The sequence below is a fragment of the Anaeropeptidivorans aminofermentans genome (genome assembly GCF_940670685.1).
Lineage (GTDB): Bacteria > Bacillota > Clostridia > Lachnospirales > UBA5962 > Anaeropeptidivorans > Anaeropeptidivorans aminofermentans.
The window spans coordinates 2,109,790-2,126,144 of the sequence record NZ_OW711693.1; the positions used below are offsets into that span (position 1 = coordinate 2,109,790).

14 protein-coding genes are annotated in these 16,355 nt (G+C 36.7%); 1 reads left to right on the top strand and 13 read right to left on the bottom strand.

Annotation, left to right across the window (positions count from 1 at the left end; translation table 11 throughout):
• Window positions 1–57 precede the first annotated feature (57 nt).
• From mutS to uvrC, 10 genes are all read right to left on the bottom strand, one after another.
• A complete protein-coding gene (gene mutS / locus NBX03_RS08830; protein WP_250227421.1) occupies window positions 58–2,682 on the bottom strand; it encodes a DNA mismatch repair protein MutS in 2,625 nt (874 codons plus the stop codon).
• Between the two features lie 14 nt (window positions 2,683–2,696).
• The gene (locus NBX03_RS08835; RefSeq protein ID WP_250227422.1) at window positions 2,697–3,104 is read right to left on the bottom strand and encodes a YlbF family regulator; all 408 of its coding nucleotides are present in this window, start codon (window positions 3,102–3,104) and stop codon (window positions 2,697–2,699) included.
• A gap of 14 nt (window positions 3,105–3,118) precedes the next feature.
• Window positions 3,119–4,483: a tRNA (N6-isopentenyl adenosine(37)-C2)-methylthiotransferase MiaB gene (miaB, locus tag NBX03_RS08840; protein WP_408628561.1), complete on the bottom strand. Its 1,365-nt coding sequence runs from the start codon at window positions 4,481–4,483 to the stop codon at window positions 3,119–3,121.
• Between the two features lie 565 nt (window positions 4,484–5,048).
• Window positions 5,049–5,303, bottom strand: a complete 255-nt coding sequence (locus NBX03_RS08845) for an HPr family phosphocarrier protein (protein ID WP_250227424.1) — start codon at window positions 5,301–5,303, stop codon at window positions 5,049–5,051.
• Between the two features lies 1 nt (window position 5,304).
• A complete protein-coding gene (gene whiA, locus NBX03_RS08850; RefSeq protein ID WP_250227425.1) occupies window positions 5,305–6,243 on the bottom strand; it encodes a DNA-binding protein WhiA in 939 nt (312 codons plus the stop codon).
• A 35-nt stretch (window positions 6,244–6,278) separates the two neighbouring features.
• On the bottom strand, window positions 6,279–7,145 hold the full coding sequence (rapZ, locus tag NBX03_RS08855) for an RNase adapter RapZ (RefSeq protein WP_250227426.1): 867 nt from the start codon (window positions 7,143–7,145) through the stop codon (window positions 6,279–6,281).
• 1 nt (window position 7,146) lies between these two features.
• Complete coding sequence (gene murB / locus NBX03_RS08860; RefSeq protein WP_250227427.1) at window positions 7,147–8,055, bottom strand: UDP-N-acetylmuramate dehydrogenase; 909 nt, start codon at window positions 8,053–8,055, stop codon at window positions 7,147–7,149.
• Window positions 8,056–8,260: 205 nt separating this feature from the next.
• Entirely contained in the window at window positions 8,261–8,713 is a 453-nt protein-coding gene (locus NBX03_RS08865) for an NUDIX hydrolase (RefSeq protein WP_250227428.1), read from the bottom strand.
• A 110-nt stretch (window positions 8,714–8,823) separates the two neighbouring features.
• Window positions 8,824–9,744 carry an HPr(Ser) kinase/phosphatase gene (gene hprK / locus NBX03_RS08870; RefSeq protein ID WP_250227429.1) on the bottom strand — a complete coding sequence of 307 codons (921 nt, stop codon included), beginning with the start codon at window positions 9,742–9,744 and terminating at the stop codon, window positions 8,824–8,826.
• A gap of 633 nt (window positions 9,745–10,377) precedes the next feature.
• A complete protein-coding gene (gene uvrC, locus NBX03_RS08875; protein WP_250227430.1) occupies window positions 10,378–12,231 on the bottom strand; it encodes an excinuclease ABC subunit UvrC in 1,854 nt (617 codons plus the stop codon).
• 489 nt (window positions 12,232–12,720) lie between these two features.
• Between uvrC and NBX03_RS08880 the strand changes: the two genes are divergently transcribed.
• Window positions 12,721–13,731, top strand: a complete 1,011-nt coding sequence (locus tag NBX03_RS08880; protein WP_250227431.1) for an ABC transporter substrate-binding protein — start codon at window positions 12,721–12,723, stop codon at window positions 13,729–13,731.
• A 105-nt stretch (window positions 13,732–13,836) separates the two neighbouring features.
• Here NBX03_RS08880 and NBX03_RS08885 read toward each other — a convergent pair whose 3' ends face one another.
• The 3 genes from NBX03_RS08885 to NBX03_RS08895 all read right to left on the bottom strand — a co-directional run bounded on the left by NBX03_RS08885 (window position 13,837) and on the right by NBX03_RS08895 (window position 16,336).
• The gene (locus tag NBX03_RS08885; protein ID WP_250227432.1) at window positions 13,837–14,361 is read right to left on the bottom strand and encodes an AAA family ATPase; all 525 of its coding nucleotides are present in this window, start codon (window positions 14,359–14,361) and stop codon (window positions 13,837–13,839) included.
• A 327-nt stretch (window positions 14,362–14,688) separates the two neighbouring features.
• Window positions 14,689–16,071, bottom strand: a complete 1,383-nt coding sequence (locus NBX03_RS08890; protein ID WP_250227433.1) for an amidohydrolase — start codon at window positions 16,069–16,071, stop codon at window positions 14,689–14,691.
• Between the two features lie 16 nt (window positions 16,072–16,087).
• Window positions 16,088–16,336 carry a hypothetical protein gene (locus NBX03_RS08895; RefSeq protein ID WP_250227434.1) on the bottom strand — a complete coding sequence of 83 codons (249 nt, stop codon included), beginning with the start codon at window positions 16,334–16,336 and terminating at the stop codon, window positions 16,088–16,090.
• Window positions 16,337–16,355 lie beyond the last annotated feature (19 nt).

The following is a 16,355-nucleotide window of genomic DNA, read 5'->3' on the forward strand; positions in this document are numbered from 1 at the left end:
TACGGTTTTGTTACTGTTTAATTTTAAACTTGCTATATATAAAATATAAAATTTTATTTAAGCTTCGTCATTTACCTCGGATACTTTACTTTTAATATCGTATAATGCCATTAAAGCTTCTCTTGGGGTAAGGGCATCAATGTCCATATTTTTAAGCTCTTCTATGATGATATTTTTCTTGCTGGAGTTGGTAGAAGAAGGCTTTTTCTTTCTGTAATAAACAACATCATTTTCCGTAATTTCATTGATACTGTCTTTGCGTATAATATCACATTGTAAAAGGGTCAGCATGATTTCATTGGCTCGTTCTATTATCTTTTCAGGAACACCGGCGATTCTTGCCACATGGATACCGTAGCTTCTGTCGGCGCCGCCGCGTTCTATTTTTCGAAGAAAGAAAATGTCTCTTCCTCTTTCTTCAACGGTTACTCTGTAGTTTACGACTCCGGAAACCTTTCCTTCAAGCTCTGTAAGCTCATGGTAATGGGTGGCAAATAATGTTTTTGCGCCTATTTTATTTTTATCGGCTATGTATTCAAGAACGGCCCAGGCAATGCTCAATCCGTCAAAGGTGCTGGTACCTCTGCCAATTTCGTCAAGGATTAAAAGACTGTTTTTCGTGGCATTATTTAAAATATTTGCAACCTCACTCATCTCTACCATAAAGGTGCTTTGGCCTGTGGCAAGGTCGTCAGAGGCGCCTACTCTTGTAAATATTCTGTCTACCACGCCGATAACAGCGGATTTTGCCGGAACAAAGCTTCCGATTTGGGCCATAAGAACAATTAATGCGGTTTGGCGCATGAAGGTAGATTTTCCCGCCATATTCGGCCCTGTTATAATGGAAAGCCTGTTTTCCTCCGTATCAATATAGCTGTCATTAGGAATAAACTGATTTTTTGTCATCTTTTCAACAACAGGATGCCTTCCGTCTATGATATCTATGATTCCGCCGGTATTCACCTCCGGCTTCACATATTTATTCAAATCCGCAATTTCTCCCAAAGAGCGAAGCACATCAATTTTAGCTATGATTTCCGCTGATTTCTGTATACGGACTGTCTCTTTAGAAATCCGGTTTCTTATTTCAACGAATATATCGTATTCGATTCTTGTAATTTCATCATCAGCTTTTAAAATATCTTCTTCTATTTTTTTAAGCTCCGGCGTCGTATACCTTTCAGCATTGGCAAGAGTTTGTCTTCTGATATAATTTTCAGGGGCGAGACCCTTATAGGAATTGGTAATTTCAATGTAATAGCCGAAAACCTTATTAAAGTTTATTTTTAAATTCTTTATGCCCGTTAGCTCTCTTTGCTCGCTTTCATATGCTTTAAGCCATGTTCCGCCCTTTTCTTTAGCCTCTTTATAGTGGTCAAGGGTCTCATTGAAGCCAAGCTTAATAAAGCCTCCTTCTCTTATGGAAAAAGGCGGCTCTTCTACAATAGAGCGGCTGATAAGCTTATAAATATCCTCACAGCAGTCCAAATCATTAAAAAGCTCTGTATTAAGCTCCGATTTCAGCTGCATCAGCATAAGCTTGATAGAAGGAAGGTGCTCAAGGGATTTTTTAAGAGAAACCAAATCTCTCGCATTTGCCGCTTGATAAATAATCCTTCCCAATATTCTTTCAATATCGTATATGGTATTTAAAAGTTCCTTGATTTCCTCCCGGAACATAGGATCCTTCTTGTATTCTTCTACGCTATTCAGGCGTTTATTGATGTCCTCACAGTTTAAAAGGGGCTCTTCTATCCATTTTCTCATGAGCCTTCCGCCCATGGACGTTACTGTTTTATCCAGTACCCAAAGAAGAGAGCCCTTTTTATTTTTATCCCTTATAGTTTCACAAAGCTCCAGATTTCTTCTTGACGAAATATCAAGAAACATGTACTGGCTTAAGGTATATTTTTTTATGGTGGAAATATGGTTTAAGCTGTTCATCTGGGTTTGATGAAGATATTCCATAAGAGCTCCGCAAGCACATACAGAAAGCTCATCATCTTCAATGCCAAAACAGTTGAGATTCAGGATATCAAAATGGGCGCATAGTTTTTTAAGGGCATTGGCATACTCAAAAGCCCAAGGGTTATAAATATAAACCTTTGAGCTGAATATACTTTCAACAACAGATTTTTGAGAAAATCCCTCACCTATAATTATTTCTGCGGGGTTCAGCTTAGCTATTTCATCTATAACCTTTCTTTCTTCAGAAGCATTAAAAGAAGTCGTAAGAAAATCTCCTGTGCTTACGTCGGCATAGGCAATGCCGTAGCCTCTTTTTTCCTCATAGATGCACATGATGTAATTATTTTTATCGTCGTCAAGGAAATTATTGTTTATAAGGGTTCCAGGGGTTACGATTCTTATAACCTCACGCTTAACTATGGTCTTTGAAAGCTTAGGGTCTCCGATCTGCTCACATATGGCAACTTTATATCCCTTTTCTATCAGCTTTGCTATGTACCCTTCCGCCGAATGGAAAGGAACGCCGCACATAGGCGCCCTTTCCTCCATTCCACAGTCACGGCCTGTGAGAGTTATATCCAGTTCTCTGGACGCCGTAATGGCATCATCAAAAAACATTTCATAAAAGTCCCCAAGCCTGTAAAAAAGTATGCAATCACTGTATTTTTGTTTTATTTCAAAATACTGCTTCATCATAGGAGTATAGTTTTCCATAGAATTCCCCTTAATTATCTGGGGCCGCAGCCGCTGCAGCCACCGCAGCTTCCTCCGCAGCCTGTATTTATTTCTTCAGCGGATTTTCCTGTAATGGTAAGCCTTAATATATTCATAATTTCAGTTACGAAATCATTAAATTCCCCTTCGGCATAAATCAAAGCCGCCATGGAAGGGATTGCCTTTAACTCTTCAACCATTTCAGAAAGCTTTTTAGAAGCTTCCGTAACTTCTTCCTGTGATAAAGAGCTTTCCTGTATGCCTTTTTGTATCTCGGCGTAATAATCCTGATATTTGCTCATTTGCTCTTTGGCAGTTTCATCATTTAAGTAAACTTCATTTGCTTCTTCCATTGCTTTTGCATAATCAGATTCAAGAATTAAATTTCCAAGTTCTCTTGCCTTTTCAAAATATATTGACATAGTTATATTCTCCTTTATATTTTTTCTCCTAATAGGTAGAATGTTTTGCAATCATTTATTTTAACATCAACAATGTTTCCTATTAATTCTTCTCCGCCTTTAAAGTGAACAAGGCTATTGTCGTCCAAGCGGCCGGAAATTACACCGCTGTCGTTTTTGCTTACTTCTTCCGCCAATACCTTATATACTTTACCCACATGCTTTTTATTTATTTCATAGCTAATGGGATTAAGCGTTTCAAGAATCTTATTAAACCTAGTTTTTATAATCTCCTCATCTTCCATGGGAAGCTTTGCGGCAGCCGTACCGCTTCGTGGAGAGTAAATAAAGGTATATGCCGAAGAATATCCTACCTTTTTTATTACTTCAATGGTTTCTTCGTTGTCCTCGTCTGTTTCCGTAGGAAAGCCTACAATTAAATCCGTTGTTATTGCAATACCCGGAATCCTTTTGCGAAGCTTTTCAACGATAAGCAGATAATCTTCCTTCGTGTATTTTCTATTCATGGCTTTCAATACTTTATTGCTTCCAGACTGAAGGGGAAGATGAATATACTTGCATATATTATCACATTCCGCCATGGCCTCAATAAGCTCATCAGATAAATCCTTCGGATGGCTCGTCATAAACCTTATTCTTTCAAGACCTTTTATTTTAGAAACTTTCCTTAAAAGGCCGGCAAAGGTAATATTTTCCTCAAGGCCTCTGCCGTAAGAATTCACGTTCTGCCCAAGAAGCATGATTTCCTTTACGCCGTCGGAAACGAGGGTTTCAATTTCATGCACGATATTTTCAGAGCTTCTGCTTCTTTCCCTTCCCCTTACATAAGGCACAATGCAATAAGAGCAGAAATTATTACAGCCGTACATGATATTTACACCGGCTTTAAATTGATATTTTCTTATGGAAGGAAGGTCTTCTATGATTTCCTTCTGCTCTTTCCAAACGTCTACAACTTGGGCGCCTGTTTCCATATTGGTATATAAAAGCTGGGGCAGCCTGTATAAATTATAGGTTCCGAATATGATATCAACAAAGTTATAGCTCTTTTTAATTTTTTCTATTACGCTATCCTGCTGCATCATACAGCCGCAAAGGATAATTTTCATATCCTTTCTGCCGGCTTTTATATTTTTTAAATAGCCTAAATTGCCGTACATTCTATTTTCGGCATTTTCCCTTATGCAGCATGTATTATATATCACTACATCGGCGTTATCTTCGCTTTCTGTAAGCTCATAACCCATAGAGTTAAGCATACCCACTATTTTTTCAGAATCATGGGCATTCATCTGGCAGCCATAGGTTACGGCATGATATGTTCTTTTTCTTCCTATGGATTCAAATTCTCTATTATTAACGGATAATACTTTTTCCATAAAGGAGTTTTGAATTATAAGCTCGTCTTGGGAAATGTCCTGTCTTTCTTCTGTTCTCAAACTGAAACCTCCTAAAAAATAAAGAAGCTTGTTAGCTTAAAATAAATTATAACATAAACTTGCATATTTTGTTATATTTTTATATTATACTTAGGTCTTTGGTCTAAATATCGTAAATTTAAAGTGAAACTCTAGCAAAACCGCATTATTTATAAGAGCCCAAAAATGTGTTTTAGAAGAAATCAAATAAACGGCATTTTGTGAAACTGTCTTTATTTGATTTTAGACATTAAAAGCCTCAGTATCTGTTACTGTACATACTTATTTAACTTTAAAACAAGAAGATTGTTCTAAAGTTAAATAAGTTTTTTGAGTATATAATAAATTTCACTATGTTTCCGAAGGAAATCTGTATCTTTGAGTCTTTAGTGAATCACTTTTTGTTCCTTCTTTATAATAAATTTACTATAACGATAATTATATGCTTTATGAAAATAAAAAAAGGCATATTCCTATACAGCCTATAAGGAATAGCCATTTTTAATATAAAATTTATAGATAAAAATTAGTGTTTTTCGCTTGTAAGAAACTTTTCAAGCTCGTCTAAAGCCTCGTTTGCATCTTCGCCTTCAGCACTTAATACAGCAACATCGCCCTGCATAATCCCCAAAGAAATTATACCCATTATACTTTTAGCATTGGAGTGTTTATTGTTTATGTTGATTTTAATGCTGGATTTAAATTTTCCCGCGAGCTGTACAAAAAGGGCCGCTGGCCTTGCCTCCAAATTTGATGCGACTATAATGGATCTTTCTATCATATTAATCTCTCCTTAACTTTTCAGCTATATCGCTAATTTTTCTTAACCTATGATTAACGCCGGATTTTGAAATCTTCGGCATAAGCTTCTCGCCTATTTCCTTTAAGGTAGCGTTTGGGTATTCAAGACGCATAAGGGCAACCTCTAAAAGCTGTTCCGATAAATATGAAAGGCCCTTTTTTTCTTCAATAAAGTTTATATCCTCTATCTGCAAAACAGAGGCGCTTATGGTTTTATTTAAATTGGCTGTTTCAAAATTAACTTTTCTGTTTACGTTGTTGCTGACATCTTTTATAACTCTTATTCCTTCAAAATCCAAAAGGCTTCCATGGGCACCCATAATATTTAAAAGATCGGCAATATTGTCCGCTTCTTTCAAATAGAGAACAAAATTATTCTTTCTTTTAATTATTTTTGAGCTTAATTCAAAAGCTTCAAGAAGCTTTGAAATTTCATAGGGCTTTTCTTCATCGGAAAAAACAAACTCCAAATGATAGCTTTTTAACGGATCGGATATTGAACCGTTTGTTAAAAATACTGTTCGTAAATAAGAGCGCTTACAACATGGTGATTTAACTACAAGAGGGCTTAACTTTGCTTGATCCGCGCTTCCGTCACTATTATATATTCCGGCAGCTTTTAATATTTTTAAAAGTACACTGCTGTGGGATATATATATATAATAGGTCTTTTTATCAAGCTTTAAATTATGCCTTAAAGAAACCTCGCAGGAAAGGCCGAATACAGATTTGAGCTTATTGCAAAATCTTCTTACGGCATAGTAATTGTCTGTTTCAGCATATAAAAAATATCTGCCGTATCTTTGTATAATTTTAGACTGCATATTTAAAAAGCCCAAAATCTCAGCTATATCACAGTGCCTGGGACTTATTTCCTCAGAAAAGGAAAGCTCCTGCTTAACATCGTTTGAAAAGCTCATTGATACCACCTATGGTATTTCATTGGTATATGATTTTATTTTAAGGTATTATCTTTATCTATATCCCTATGATTAATTATAACACTTTGTCCGTGCTTTTGCAAAGTATTAAATAATTCATTGGCAAGGGTCACAGACCTGTGTTTGCCCCCTGTACAGCCTATGGCAATCACAAGCTGGTTCTTTCCTTCTTTAATGTAATTGGGGATTAGAAATTCCAGCATATCGGAAAGTTTCTCCAGAAAGGTATTGCTTATGCTCCAGCTTAATACATAGTCCCTTACGGGCTTTTCATTTCCTGTTTTATCCTTTAAATAAGCAATATAATAAGGATTAGGGATAAACCTTACGTCAAAAACAAGATCCGCATCCTGAGGTATGCCGTATTTAAAGCCAAAGGATAAAACCGTTATCATAAGGGAGGAAAACTTCTTCTCCTCAACAAAAATATCATTTATTTTCTCTTTAAGCTGCCTTGTAAGCAGTTGGCTTGTATCTATAATATAATCTGCCCTTTTCTTTACGTCCTCTAAAAGCTCCCTCTCTTTTTCTATGCCTGTTTGAATTCTGTCGTTTCTTGCTAAGGGGTGGCTTCTTCTTGTTTCCTTATATCTTTTAATAAGAGCGTCGTCGGAAGCGTCCAGAAATAGAATTGTGCGCTCGCTTTCCATATCCAGCTCTTCCATGGCGTTAAATAAATCGTTAAAAAGGCGTCCGCCTCGAATATCGATTCCTAAAGCAACTTTATCAATATCGGAGCCTGCCTTCATGCAAACCTCCGCAAATTTCGGTATCAGCATAGGCGGAAGGTTGTCCACACAGAAATAGCCCAAATCCTCAAGAAATCTAAGAACCGAGCTTTTCCCCGCACCGCTCATGCCTGTAATAATTACAAAACGCATTTTAATCACCTATTATTCTGACTTCAGGCTCCAGCATAACATTAAATTTATCATAAACTGTTTTTTTAACATGTTCAATAAGTAAAAGCACGTCTTTACAAGTGGCATTGCCTGTGTTTACCACAAACCCACAGTGTTTTTCGGAAACCATTGCACCTCCGATGGAATATCCTCTAAGGCCGCTTTCCATAATGAGCTTTCCGGCAAAATTACCTTCGGGCCTTTTAAATGTGCTTCCTGCACTGGGCATCTCAAGAGGCTGTTTTTCTTTTCTCTGGCTGTTAAGTTCATACATTTTACTTTTTATTTCTTCTTTATTGCCTTTTTTCAATTGAAGCTTTGCAGAAAGCACAATAAAGCCTTCCTTTTCTGCATTGGAGCTTCTATATTGAAAGCCCATTTCATTATTGTCTAATGTTCTTATATTACCATCTTTATCGAGAATATCTGCGGAAAGAACAATGTCCTTCATTTCTCCGCCGTAAGCCCCGGCATTCATATATACAGCTCCCCCCAACGCTCCGGGAATACCGGAAGCAAACTCCATTCCTGAAAGGCTGTTGTTTAGAGCAATATTTGCTATAGAGGAAAGAAGCGCTCCTGATTGAGCATTAATTGTATTTTCATTTTCAAGATACACTTGATTAAATTTATTAAAAATATTTATAATAACCCCATTATATCCCTTATCGGAAAAGAGGATATTGGTTCCATTTCCAAGAATATAGTATGGAAATTCATTTTCTCTGCAAACCTTCAGCGCATCTGCAATATCTGAAACAGATTCAGGCATAAAAAACACCTTTGCATCCCCCCCTATTTTAAAAGAGGTATGGTTTTTCAGAGGTTCGTTTATTAAAAATAGTTCCCTTTTGAAGTTTTCACTAAAAACATCAATAATATCTTTCAAGGCATATACTCCTTTATAATACGAGAGCATTTTATAGCTGCTCTTATGGCACGGCGGTATTTGCTGTTTATTAAATTGAATTTCTTTCATAAGTACCTTTAAATTATATGCTTTAAATAAAATTTTAATTAATACTGCCGGACTTTTATATCAAAGCTTTGGCAGAAGCTTATAGTTTAATTTTAATCTAAGCCTTTTGGCGGTTTTAACTGTCAGCTTTATATTGTTCTAAATACTCGGTTAAAAAAGTTCTTTGATCATAAGGCAGGTCTTCCGGAAAATCATTAACACCAAAGAAGCCATAATCAGATATCTCCTCGCTTTTGGAAAATTTGCCGTCGGAAATATATCCGCCAAAATATATATTAATACTGGCAGGATTATCTGCATACTCTGTTTTAATGATTTTATTTATTTTTACTATAAGTTTGGTTTCTTCAAATATTTCTCTTATAATGCCTTGTTGCGGTTCTTCCGCATTTAACCAGCCGCCGGGCATACCCCAGGGCCTGGTTCTATAGGTATGCTTTAACAGCAAAACCTTATTGTGTTCATTCACTATAACGCCAATTACGCCCACAAGAAAGCGCTGATTGCCAAACCAAATTATAGCCTTCTTCAATTTTTTAGGTAAAGGTAATTTCTTATACATTTGCATAAGTAATTTATCCGGTAATATTTTAATTAACTTCCGTAACACTTATTCCTACCTTCCTAAACGAGTAAAATGACCACCCTCAGCTGTTATGAATATCTGCCTAAAGTATTTTAATTGCTCATATTATCCATAATCCTTTGATTCAGCACCTGAACGGCATTATATCCCATTTTCTTCTGCCTGTGATTCACTGCCGCAGATTCACATATAATGGCAAGGTTTCTTCCTGGCCTGATGGGAATCGCGTGGCAAACGACCCTGTTTCCCAAAATTTCTATATATTCTTCACTAAGGCCAAGCCTGTCGTATTCTTTCTTGTCGTCCCATACTTCAAGCTTTATAACCAAATCTATATTCTGGGTAGACTTTACAGACTCAACACCAAACATTTGCCTTACATCAATGATGCCTATTCCCCTAAGCTCTATAAAATATCTTATAACCTCGGGGCATGTGCCTATTAATGTCTGGGCGGAAACCTTTTTAACCTCTACGGCGTCATCTGCTACAAGCCGGTGGCCTCTTTTAATAAGCTCAAGGGCGGCTTCGGATTTTCCTATTCCGCTTTCTCCCATGATTAATACGCCTTCGCCGTAAATATCCACGAGAACTCCATGTAATGTAACCTGAGGCGCAAGCTTAACTTTAAGCCATTTAATAACCTCCCCCATAAACTCTGTCGTTGAGGTGGTGTTTCCAAATATGGGCACCTGATATATTTCCGCATAAACAAGCATTTCGGGAAAAGGTTCCATATCCCTGCATATGACGAGGCAGGGTATTTTATATTCAAATATTTTTTTAAGCCTTTCCTGCCTTTGAGCAAGATCCAGCTTTTCTAAGTAGGCATATTCCACAAGACCGATAATCTGAATCCTGTCGGAATCAAAATAATCGAAAAACCCCGAAAGCTGTAAAGCAGGGCGGTTTATTTCAGGGTGGGAAAGGGAAATTCCTGAAATATCTATATTAGGAGTCCATTCTTTTAAATTGAACTCTTCTTTTAATTGTTCAAGGGCAACTGTAGCCATATATGTTCCTCCAAAGTGTTATAGTAAGCCAAGTTCAAAACAGTTTAAGCTGTTTCAACCTGACGCCCTACATCTTGCAGTCAATTTGCTTTTATTCTGCCGTAGATTGTTGGGCGGCGAAAGGCTTAAAATAAAGTGAAAGCAAATTGGCAGCGATATTGTTTCATAGCAATTCAAGTATAATATAAACGATTTTAAAAATTAAAAAGTCTAATTAAGTATATTTAAGCATAATTAAATTTACAGGTCAATCTTTTGGCTGGTATTTTATAGTAATTTCTTATAAAGAAGTAACAAAAACCTATTCACTCATATTCATCGTTACCAAACAAAAAAGTTTGATAATGATAAGAAAACCCTCACTTAAAAAGATTTGCAGACTTATGCCTGCATCCTTTTCCAAGTTCGCGTAGTATAAAAACACGGATTTCCTTCGGAAACGGTACATTTTTGAATCCTCATACAGTCAATTTGCTTTTACACCGCCGTAAGTATTTGGCTTTAGGGAACATAAAATCAAAGAAAAGCAAACTGAAAACACTGCTATTTCATATGAATTCAAGAAACATACGGTTTTTGTTACTGTTTCGCTTTAAATTTACTATATATCTTAATAATAAATTTTACCTGTTTTTATTTTAACCTGAAAAAATTATATACGCTTTCAGCAGCGTTTTTATTCATGCCGTCTGCAGCCGCAAGCTCTTCTAAGCTGGCCGACATAATACCCTCAATAGAACCGAAATGGGCTAAAAGAGCCTTTCTTCTAACAGGGCCTATACCCGGAATATCATCTAATACGGATTTAATCTGGGCCTTTGCTCTAAGCTTTCTGTGATATTCTATGGCAAAGCGGTGAACCTCGTCCTGAATCCGCGTAATCAGCTTAAAGCCCTCGCTTGTATAGGGCATAAGGATTTCCTGCCCGTCAAAGAAAAGCCCCCTTGTTCTATGCCTGTCATCTTTTATCATTCCGCATACGGGAATATCTATTCCAAGTTCTTTAAGGGCCTTTAATGCGGCTCCTACCTGTCCTTTTCCGCCGTCTATAAATAAAATATCAGGAAGAGTTGAAAATTTCCCTTCGCTTTCTTGTTCATTGCCTGATGTTTCATTTATATATCTATTGAAACGGCGCCGTATAACTTCTTCTATGCTGGCATAATCATTAGGGCCTAAAACACCCTTTATTTTAAACTTTCTGTAATCGCTTCTCTTAGGCTTTCCGCCTTCAAAAACCACCATAGAACCTACGGATTCATAGCCCTGTATATTTGAAATATCATAGGCTTCTATTCTATGAATATAAATATCTGCATTCAAGGCCTCTTCTATTTCATCAAGAGCACCCCTTGTTCTTTCGTTTTCTCTTTTAAGCTTGTCTCCAAATTGATTGAGGGTTAAGGAAGCATTTTTATATGCAAGGTTTGCAAGCTTATGTTTAGAACCTTTTTGGGGAACAGTTATAGTTACGTGAGTACCTCTGAGGACAGAAAGCCATTCCGTAATAATATCTTTTTCAGAAATATCCGTATCGAGGATTATTTCTCTGGGAATAACAGAGGTCTCCGAATAAAACTGCTTTAAAAATGCAGTCATGGTTTCTTCCCTTGAAGTATCTAAAACTGTATCCAGCATAAAATGCTCTCTTCCTGTAATTTTTCCTCCTCTAATAAAGAATATCTGAGCCAAAGCTTCATCTTCTGCCCTTGCAATGGCGATAACATCTTGTTCATCATAAGATGCAGACTCTATTTTCTGGGTTTCGCTAAGGCTTCTTACGGCATTAATATTATCCCTTACTTCTGCCGCCTTCTCAAATTCAAGATTTTCGGAATATGCTTCCATTTTTTTCTTAAGAGAAGAAAGAATACCTTCGTATTTTCCGTTTAAAAGCTGCATCGCTTCATTAATATATTTGCCGTAATCCTCCTCGGAAATAAGGCCGTTGCAAGGTGCATCGCACTGGCCTATATAATGATAGAGGCAGGGCCTTTCCTTATATAGATCCCTTGGGAATTTTTTCTGGCATCTTCTTATGGGCCAAAGCTCATGAATCAGGCCAATGGTCTGCTTTATATCTCCGACGTTGGTATAAGGGCCGAAATATTTAGCCTTATCTTTCAGAACCTTACGTACTATATAAATCCTCGGATATTTTTCATTCAGAGTAACTTTTATATAAGGATAGGTTTTATCGTCCTTTAGGAGAATATTATATTTCGGCTTATTTTCCTTGATAAGATTGTTTTCAAGAATTAAAGCCTCCATCTCATTATCTACAACGATATATTCAAATTCGGCAATTCGTGAAACCATATTTCTTACTTTAAGGGTTTTTGAGGACGATTCCTGAAAATACTGCCGTACTCTGCTTCTTAAATTGATGGCTTTCCCTACGTATATAATATACCCGTCTTCATCTTTCATGATATAAACCCCGGGCTTTTGGGGAAGCTTCTTAAGTTCCTCCGGAATATTGAACAAAATACTCACTCTTTCATAGTTCTTTAAATGTCATATGTATTTTCCATTATAGTCAATTTCTTTTAAAGAAGGAATAAAAATCTATCCGCTAATAGACTCGAAAACACGAATTTTCTTTGAAAACGGTACATTTTTAAGTCTATGAGAATATACGGTTTTGTTCCTTTGTCACTTTAAATTTATTATAAACTTAAGAAAATAAATTTAATTTTAATACTATTCTACTCTTTAACCGGCTGTGAAGTCAAAGCAAATATTTGTTTGTAACCTCATTGTCCATATTTCAATTATAGTAAATAAATTTAAAAAAGGCCAAGTTTATTTACTATAAACTGTAGGAAAACTTATTAAACTTAAAAATAAAAAGACTGTTTTCAAGTTTAATAAGTATATACGAAATTTTGATTCACCGTCATGCTTAGTAAAGAATATAGTGTAGTATGCTTAACTTAGAAGCTTTTTTTATTAAGATTATTTGGAGGTCAAAATATGAAAAAAAACACTGTATACCTGATTTTGCTGATTGTGTTTTCCATCATGGCAATACTTGTTATTACGAGTGTGAAAAAGGAGCAGGAACTTACCTTAGTTCGTTTAAATGAAGTTGTTCATTCCATTTTTTATGCTCCCCAGTATGTTGCTTTGGAGAAAGGCTTTTTTGAGGAGGAAGGCCTGGAAATAGAATTAAGCGTAGGTCAGGGGGCTGACAAATCCATGGTTGCCCTTATTTCCGGCTCTGCCGATATAGCCCTTATGGGAACCGAAGCCGGCCTATATGTATATAACGAAGGAAAAGATGACTACGCCGTGTCTTTTGCTCAACTTACCCAAAGAGCTGGCAATTTTCTTGTGGCAAGAGAAAATTACAGTGATTTTAAATGGGACGATGTAAGAGGAAAAACCATTATCGGCGGAAGAGCCGGCGGAATGCCCCAGATGCTTCTTGAATATATCCTTATGCAAAACGGTATAGAGCCCTTTGTAGATGTAGAAATCGTAAACAATCTTCAATTTACATCTACGGCAGGAGCATTTGTAGGAGGCGTAGGCGACTTTACGGCAGAATTTGAGCCAAGCGCTTTGGCAATCGAAAAACAGAACGCAGGCCATGTAGTAAAATCTCTTGGTCTGGAAAGCGGATATGTTCCTTATACGGTTTACATGGCACAAAAATCATATATGGAGAAAAATCCAGAAATTATACAGAAATTTACAAACGCAATTTATAAAAGTCAATTATGGTGTGCTTCTCACACTTCTGAAGAAATAGCAGAAGTAATACAGCCTTATTTTACTGAAAACACCCTGGAAGATCTTGTGATAATGGTAGAACGCTACAGAGTTCAGGAAACTTGGAAGGATAATCCTGTTTTTGAAGAAGAGGGACTTAATCTTCTTCAGGATATTATGGAATCAGGAGGCGAGCTTTCTGAAAGAGTGCCTTATGAGGATATTGTAAATACAGAATTTGCTGAAAAGGCGATTCAAAGTGTTAAATAATGGTAAAAGGCTTTATAAACGAAAAGCATCTTTTAAAGATGCTTTTTATTTTGACAATACTGCTATTTCATATTTATTCAAGTATTAATATTAAAATCGTTAATTTTATATATTTTTTAGGCTTGAGGATTTTATTATAAATTCTGAAATTTCTTCTATCGTAATATTTTCAGTATTTATCATAATCTCTTTTATATTTTCATTAAATGCTTTTAAGCAAACATCTATACGCCGGGCCGCCCAGCCGTTTTCAGAATCTCCCCTCTCTGCAAGCCTTTTTATTATGGTATCTCTTTTAGCCCAAAGAATAAAATGCTTTATATCTACGCCGCTATTTCTAAGCCTTCCTATTATTTCATCGTAATATACTTTTCTATAAATCGTCATTGGCACAATAACTGTTCCGTCATAATTTTTTTCTATATATTCAAGCATTTTAAAATTAAATTCCCGCCAAAGAGGGATATGCTGAAAATTATCTTCTTTTTTTATTTTATCAGGAACATTTTGCCTTAAGAAATACCCTGCATTTTCAGGGTCATATAGATAAGAATTTTTTATTCTTTTATTCAGTTCTTCTGCAACGGTTGTTTTTCCCGAGCCAAATGCTCCGTTTATCCATAATATCATAAAGACTCCTTTCCTTTGGGATAGATTCATTTTTTATCATAATAGCGAATAATCCGTTTTAAAGCAACTACCGTAAATATAGTAAATTTCTTATAAGGAAGGAATATACCTATTTACAACAGTCTCAAGAATACGGATTTCCCTTAGAAACAGTACATTTCTAAAGCACTGCAGATATATAGGTTTCATTCCCATTTCATTTTGAATTTACTATAAACTTGAGAAAAACTTATAAACTTGGAAACAAAAAGATAACTTTCAATCTTAAGTATAAAGACATATAAAAAGCAGAGGCGTATTTCCTCTGCTTTAAGTGTGATATTTATTTTATTGGGGGATTGGAAGATCTTTCGGGATAGGGCAGAGATATTCTTTTCCTGCCATGGCTTCGTCAAACTCCTTCTTGGCTCTTTCGTAAATAGAAGGGTCTTCAAGAATTTTAAGACCTGCTATTGCCATTACTCTTGAAGCGTATATCATTCCCTTTCTTCCTATGGAATGGCCTGATGAAGCTGTAATCTGCCAGCTATGCCCTGCTGCTCCAAGGCCGTAGCATGCCGTTCCAAACATGATGCCGGGAACGATATGCTGAACATCGCCTACGTCTGTAGAGCCGAAGCCGTCTACATTCTGAATAGGAAGAACCATATCGCATATTTCCATATCAGCAGGAATGTTATTTTTTCTGACAAGGCTTTCTTTTACCTCAGGCGTTGCCTTATTAAGCTCTCCTGCAAATTTCTTTTCTTCTTCTGTGTAGCTGTCGCGGGGAGCTTCATTTAAGGCCTCGTTGATAACCTCAGCAAGCACCTTATTGTTTAAGGTATTGTAGCAGCCGCCTAAATATTCAACTTCAAGCTTTGTTTCTGTCATATGGGCGGCGCCTTCGGCTACTTTAATGAGCCTTTTATATGTATCCTCAACTACTTCTCTCTTGGGTGCTCTTACGTAATACCATACGCAGGCATAATCAGGAACAATATTGGGAGCCGTTCCGCCGTGGGTAATCACATAGTGAATTCTTACGTCTGTTGTCACATGCTCTCTTAAATAATTGGCCCCTACATTCATAATTTCAACCGCATCAAGAGCAGATCTTCCGTTATGAGGGTCGCCGCCTGCATGGGCAGTTTTTCCTCTGAAATGGAATTTTGCAGTATTAAGACCGTTCATAGTGCCTACATTTACTGCATTTAACCTGTTGGGGTGAAAATGTATGCATAAATCTATATCATCAAAGGCGCCTTCTCTTGCCATATAGCCTTTGCCTACGAGGATTTCCTCTGCCGGGCAGCCGAAGAATATAATGGTGCCCTTTAAGTTTTTCTGCTCCATTTCTTCTTTCATACCGATTACGGCGCCCACATGAGCGGTTCCCAGAAGGTTATGGCCGCAGCCGTGACCATAAGACTGGCCTGCGCTTTCTTTCTCTGTGCAAAGCTTCTGGCTCATTCCGGGCAAAGCGTCGTACTCTCCCAAAAAGCCTATCACAGGGTGACCTTCTCCATAAGTGGCCTTAATGGCTGTTGGAATTCCTGCCGCTCCTACTTCTACGTTAAAGCCGGCATTTTTTAAAATTTCGGCGGTAATTTTGCATGCCTCAAATTCTTTAAAAGGCCCCTCCGGGTTTTCCCAAATTTTAATGCTGGCCTGCTCTAATGTTTCTCTGCTGTTTTCAATAGCCTTTAAAGCAATACTTCCTAAAGACATAATAATCCCTCCTTAATTAAAATAAAAACTCGTACTCTTCCCATTCCGCTTCAAGAACATCTGCTGGGAATTTAGGAGTTATTTCTTCTGTTAAAATGACTTCCATTTGAAAATCGTTATATACCTCGCCGTCTATTACGGCTATTCCTTTTAAATTGAATTTACTGCCGAAACCTTCAACAGTAATTGCTTTAAAAACCATATCTTCAAGAAATACAGTGTTTTTGCCTGTTTTTATATCATCTTCAGTAAATTCCAAAATCATATGAAGCCTCCAAAATTAA

Excerpts from the sequence above, each read along its gene's own strand:
- NBX03_RS08890 (WP_250227433.1), bottom strand. The coding sequence starts at position 16,071 with ATGTCTTTAGGAAGTATTGCTTTAAAGGCTATTGAAAACAGCAGAGAA.
- NBX03_RS08880 (WP_250227431.1), top strand. The coding sequence starts at position 12,721 with ATGAAAAAAAACACTGTATACCTGATTTTGCTGATTGTGTTTTCCATC.
- miaB (WP_408628561.1), bottom strand. The coding sequence starts at position 4,483 with ATGGAAAAAGTATTATCCGTTAATAATAGAGAATTTGAATCCATAGGA.
- NBX03_RS08885 (WP_250227432.1), bottom strand. The coding sequence starts at position 14,361 with ATGATATTATGGATAAACGGAGCATTTGGCTCGGGAAAAACAACCGTT.
- NBX03_RS08845 (WP_250227424.1), bottom strand. The coding sequence starts at position 5,303 with ATGATAGAAAGATCCATTATAGTCGCATCAAATTTGGAGGCAAGGCCA.
- NBX03_RS08895 (WP_250227434.1), bottom strand. The coding sequence starts at position 16,336 with ATGATTTTGGAATTTACTGAAGATGATATAAAAACAGGCAAAAACACT.
- rapZ (WP_250227426.1), bottom strand. The coding sequence starts at position 7,145 with ATGCGTTTTGTAATTATTACAGGCATGAGCGGTGCGGGGAAAAGCTCG.
- mutS (WP_250227421.1), bottom strand. The coding sequence starts at position 2,682 with ATGGAAAACTATACTCCTATGATGAAGCAGTATTTTGAAATAAAACAA.
- hprK (WP_250227429.1), bottom strand. The coding sequence starts at position 9,744 with ATGGCTACAGTTGCCCTTGAACAATTAAAAGAAGAGTTCAATTTAAAA.
- whiA (WP_250227425.1), bottom strand. The coding sequence starts at position 6,243 with ATGAGCTTTTCAAACGATGTTAAGCAGGAGCTTTCCTTTTCTGAGGAA.
- NBX03_RS08835 (WP_250227422.1), bottom strand. The coding sequence starts at position 3,104 with ATGTCAATATATTTTGAAAAGGCAAGAGAACTTGGAAATTTAATTCTT.
- NBX03_RS08865 (WP_250227428.1), bottom strand. The coding sequence starts at position 8,713 with ATGCAAATGTATAAGAAATTACCTTTACCTAAAAAATTGAAGAAGGCT.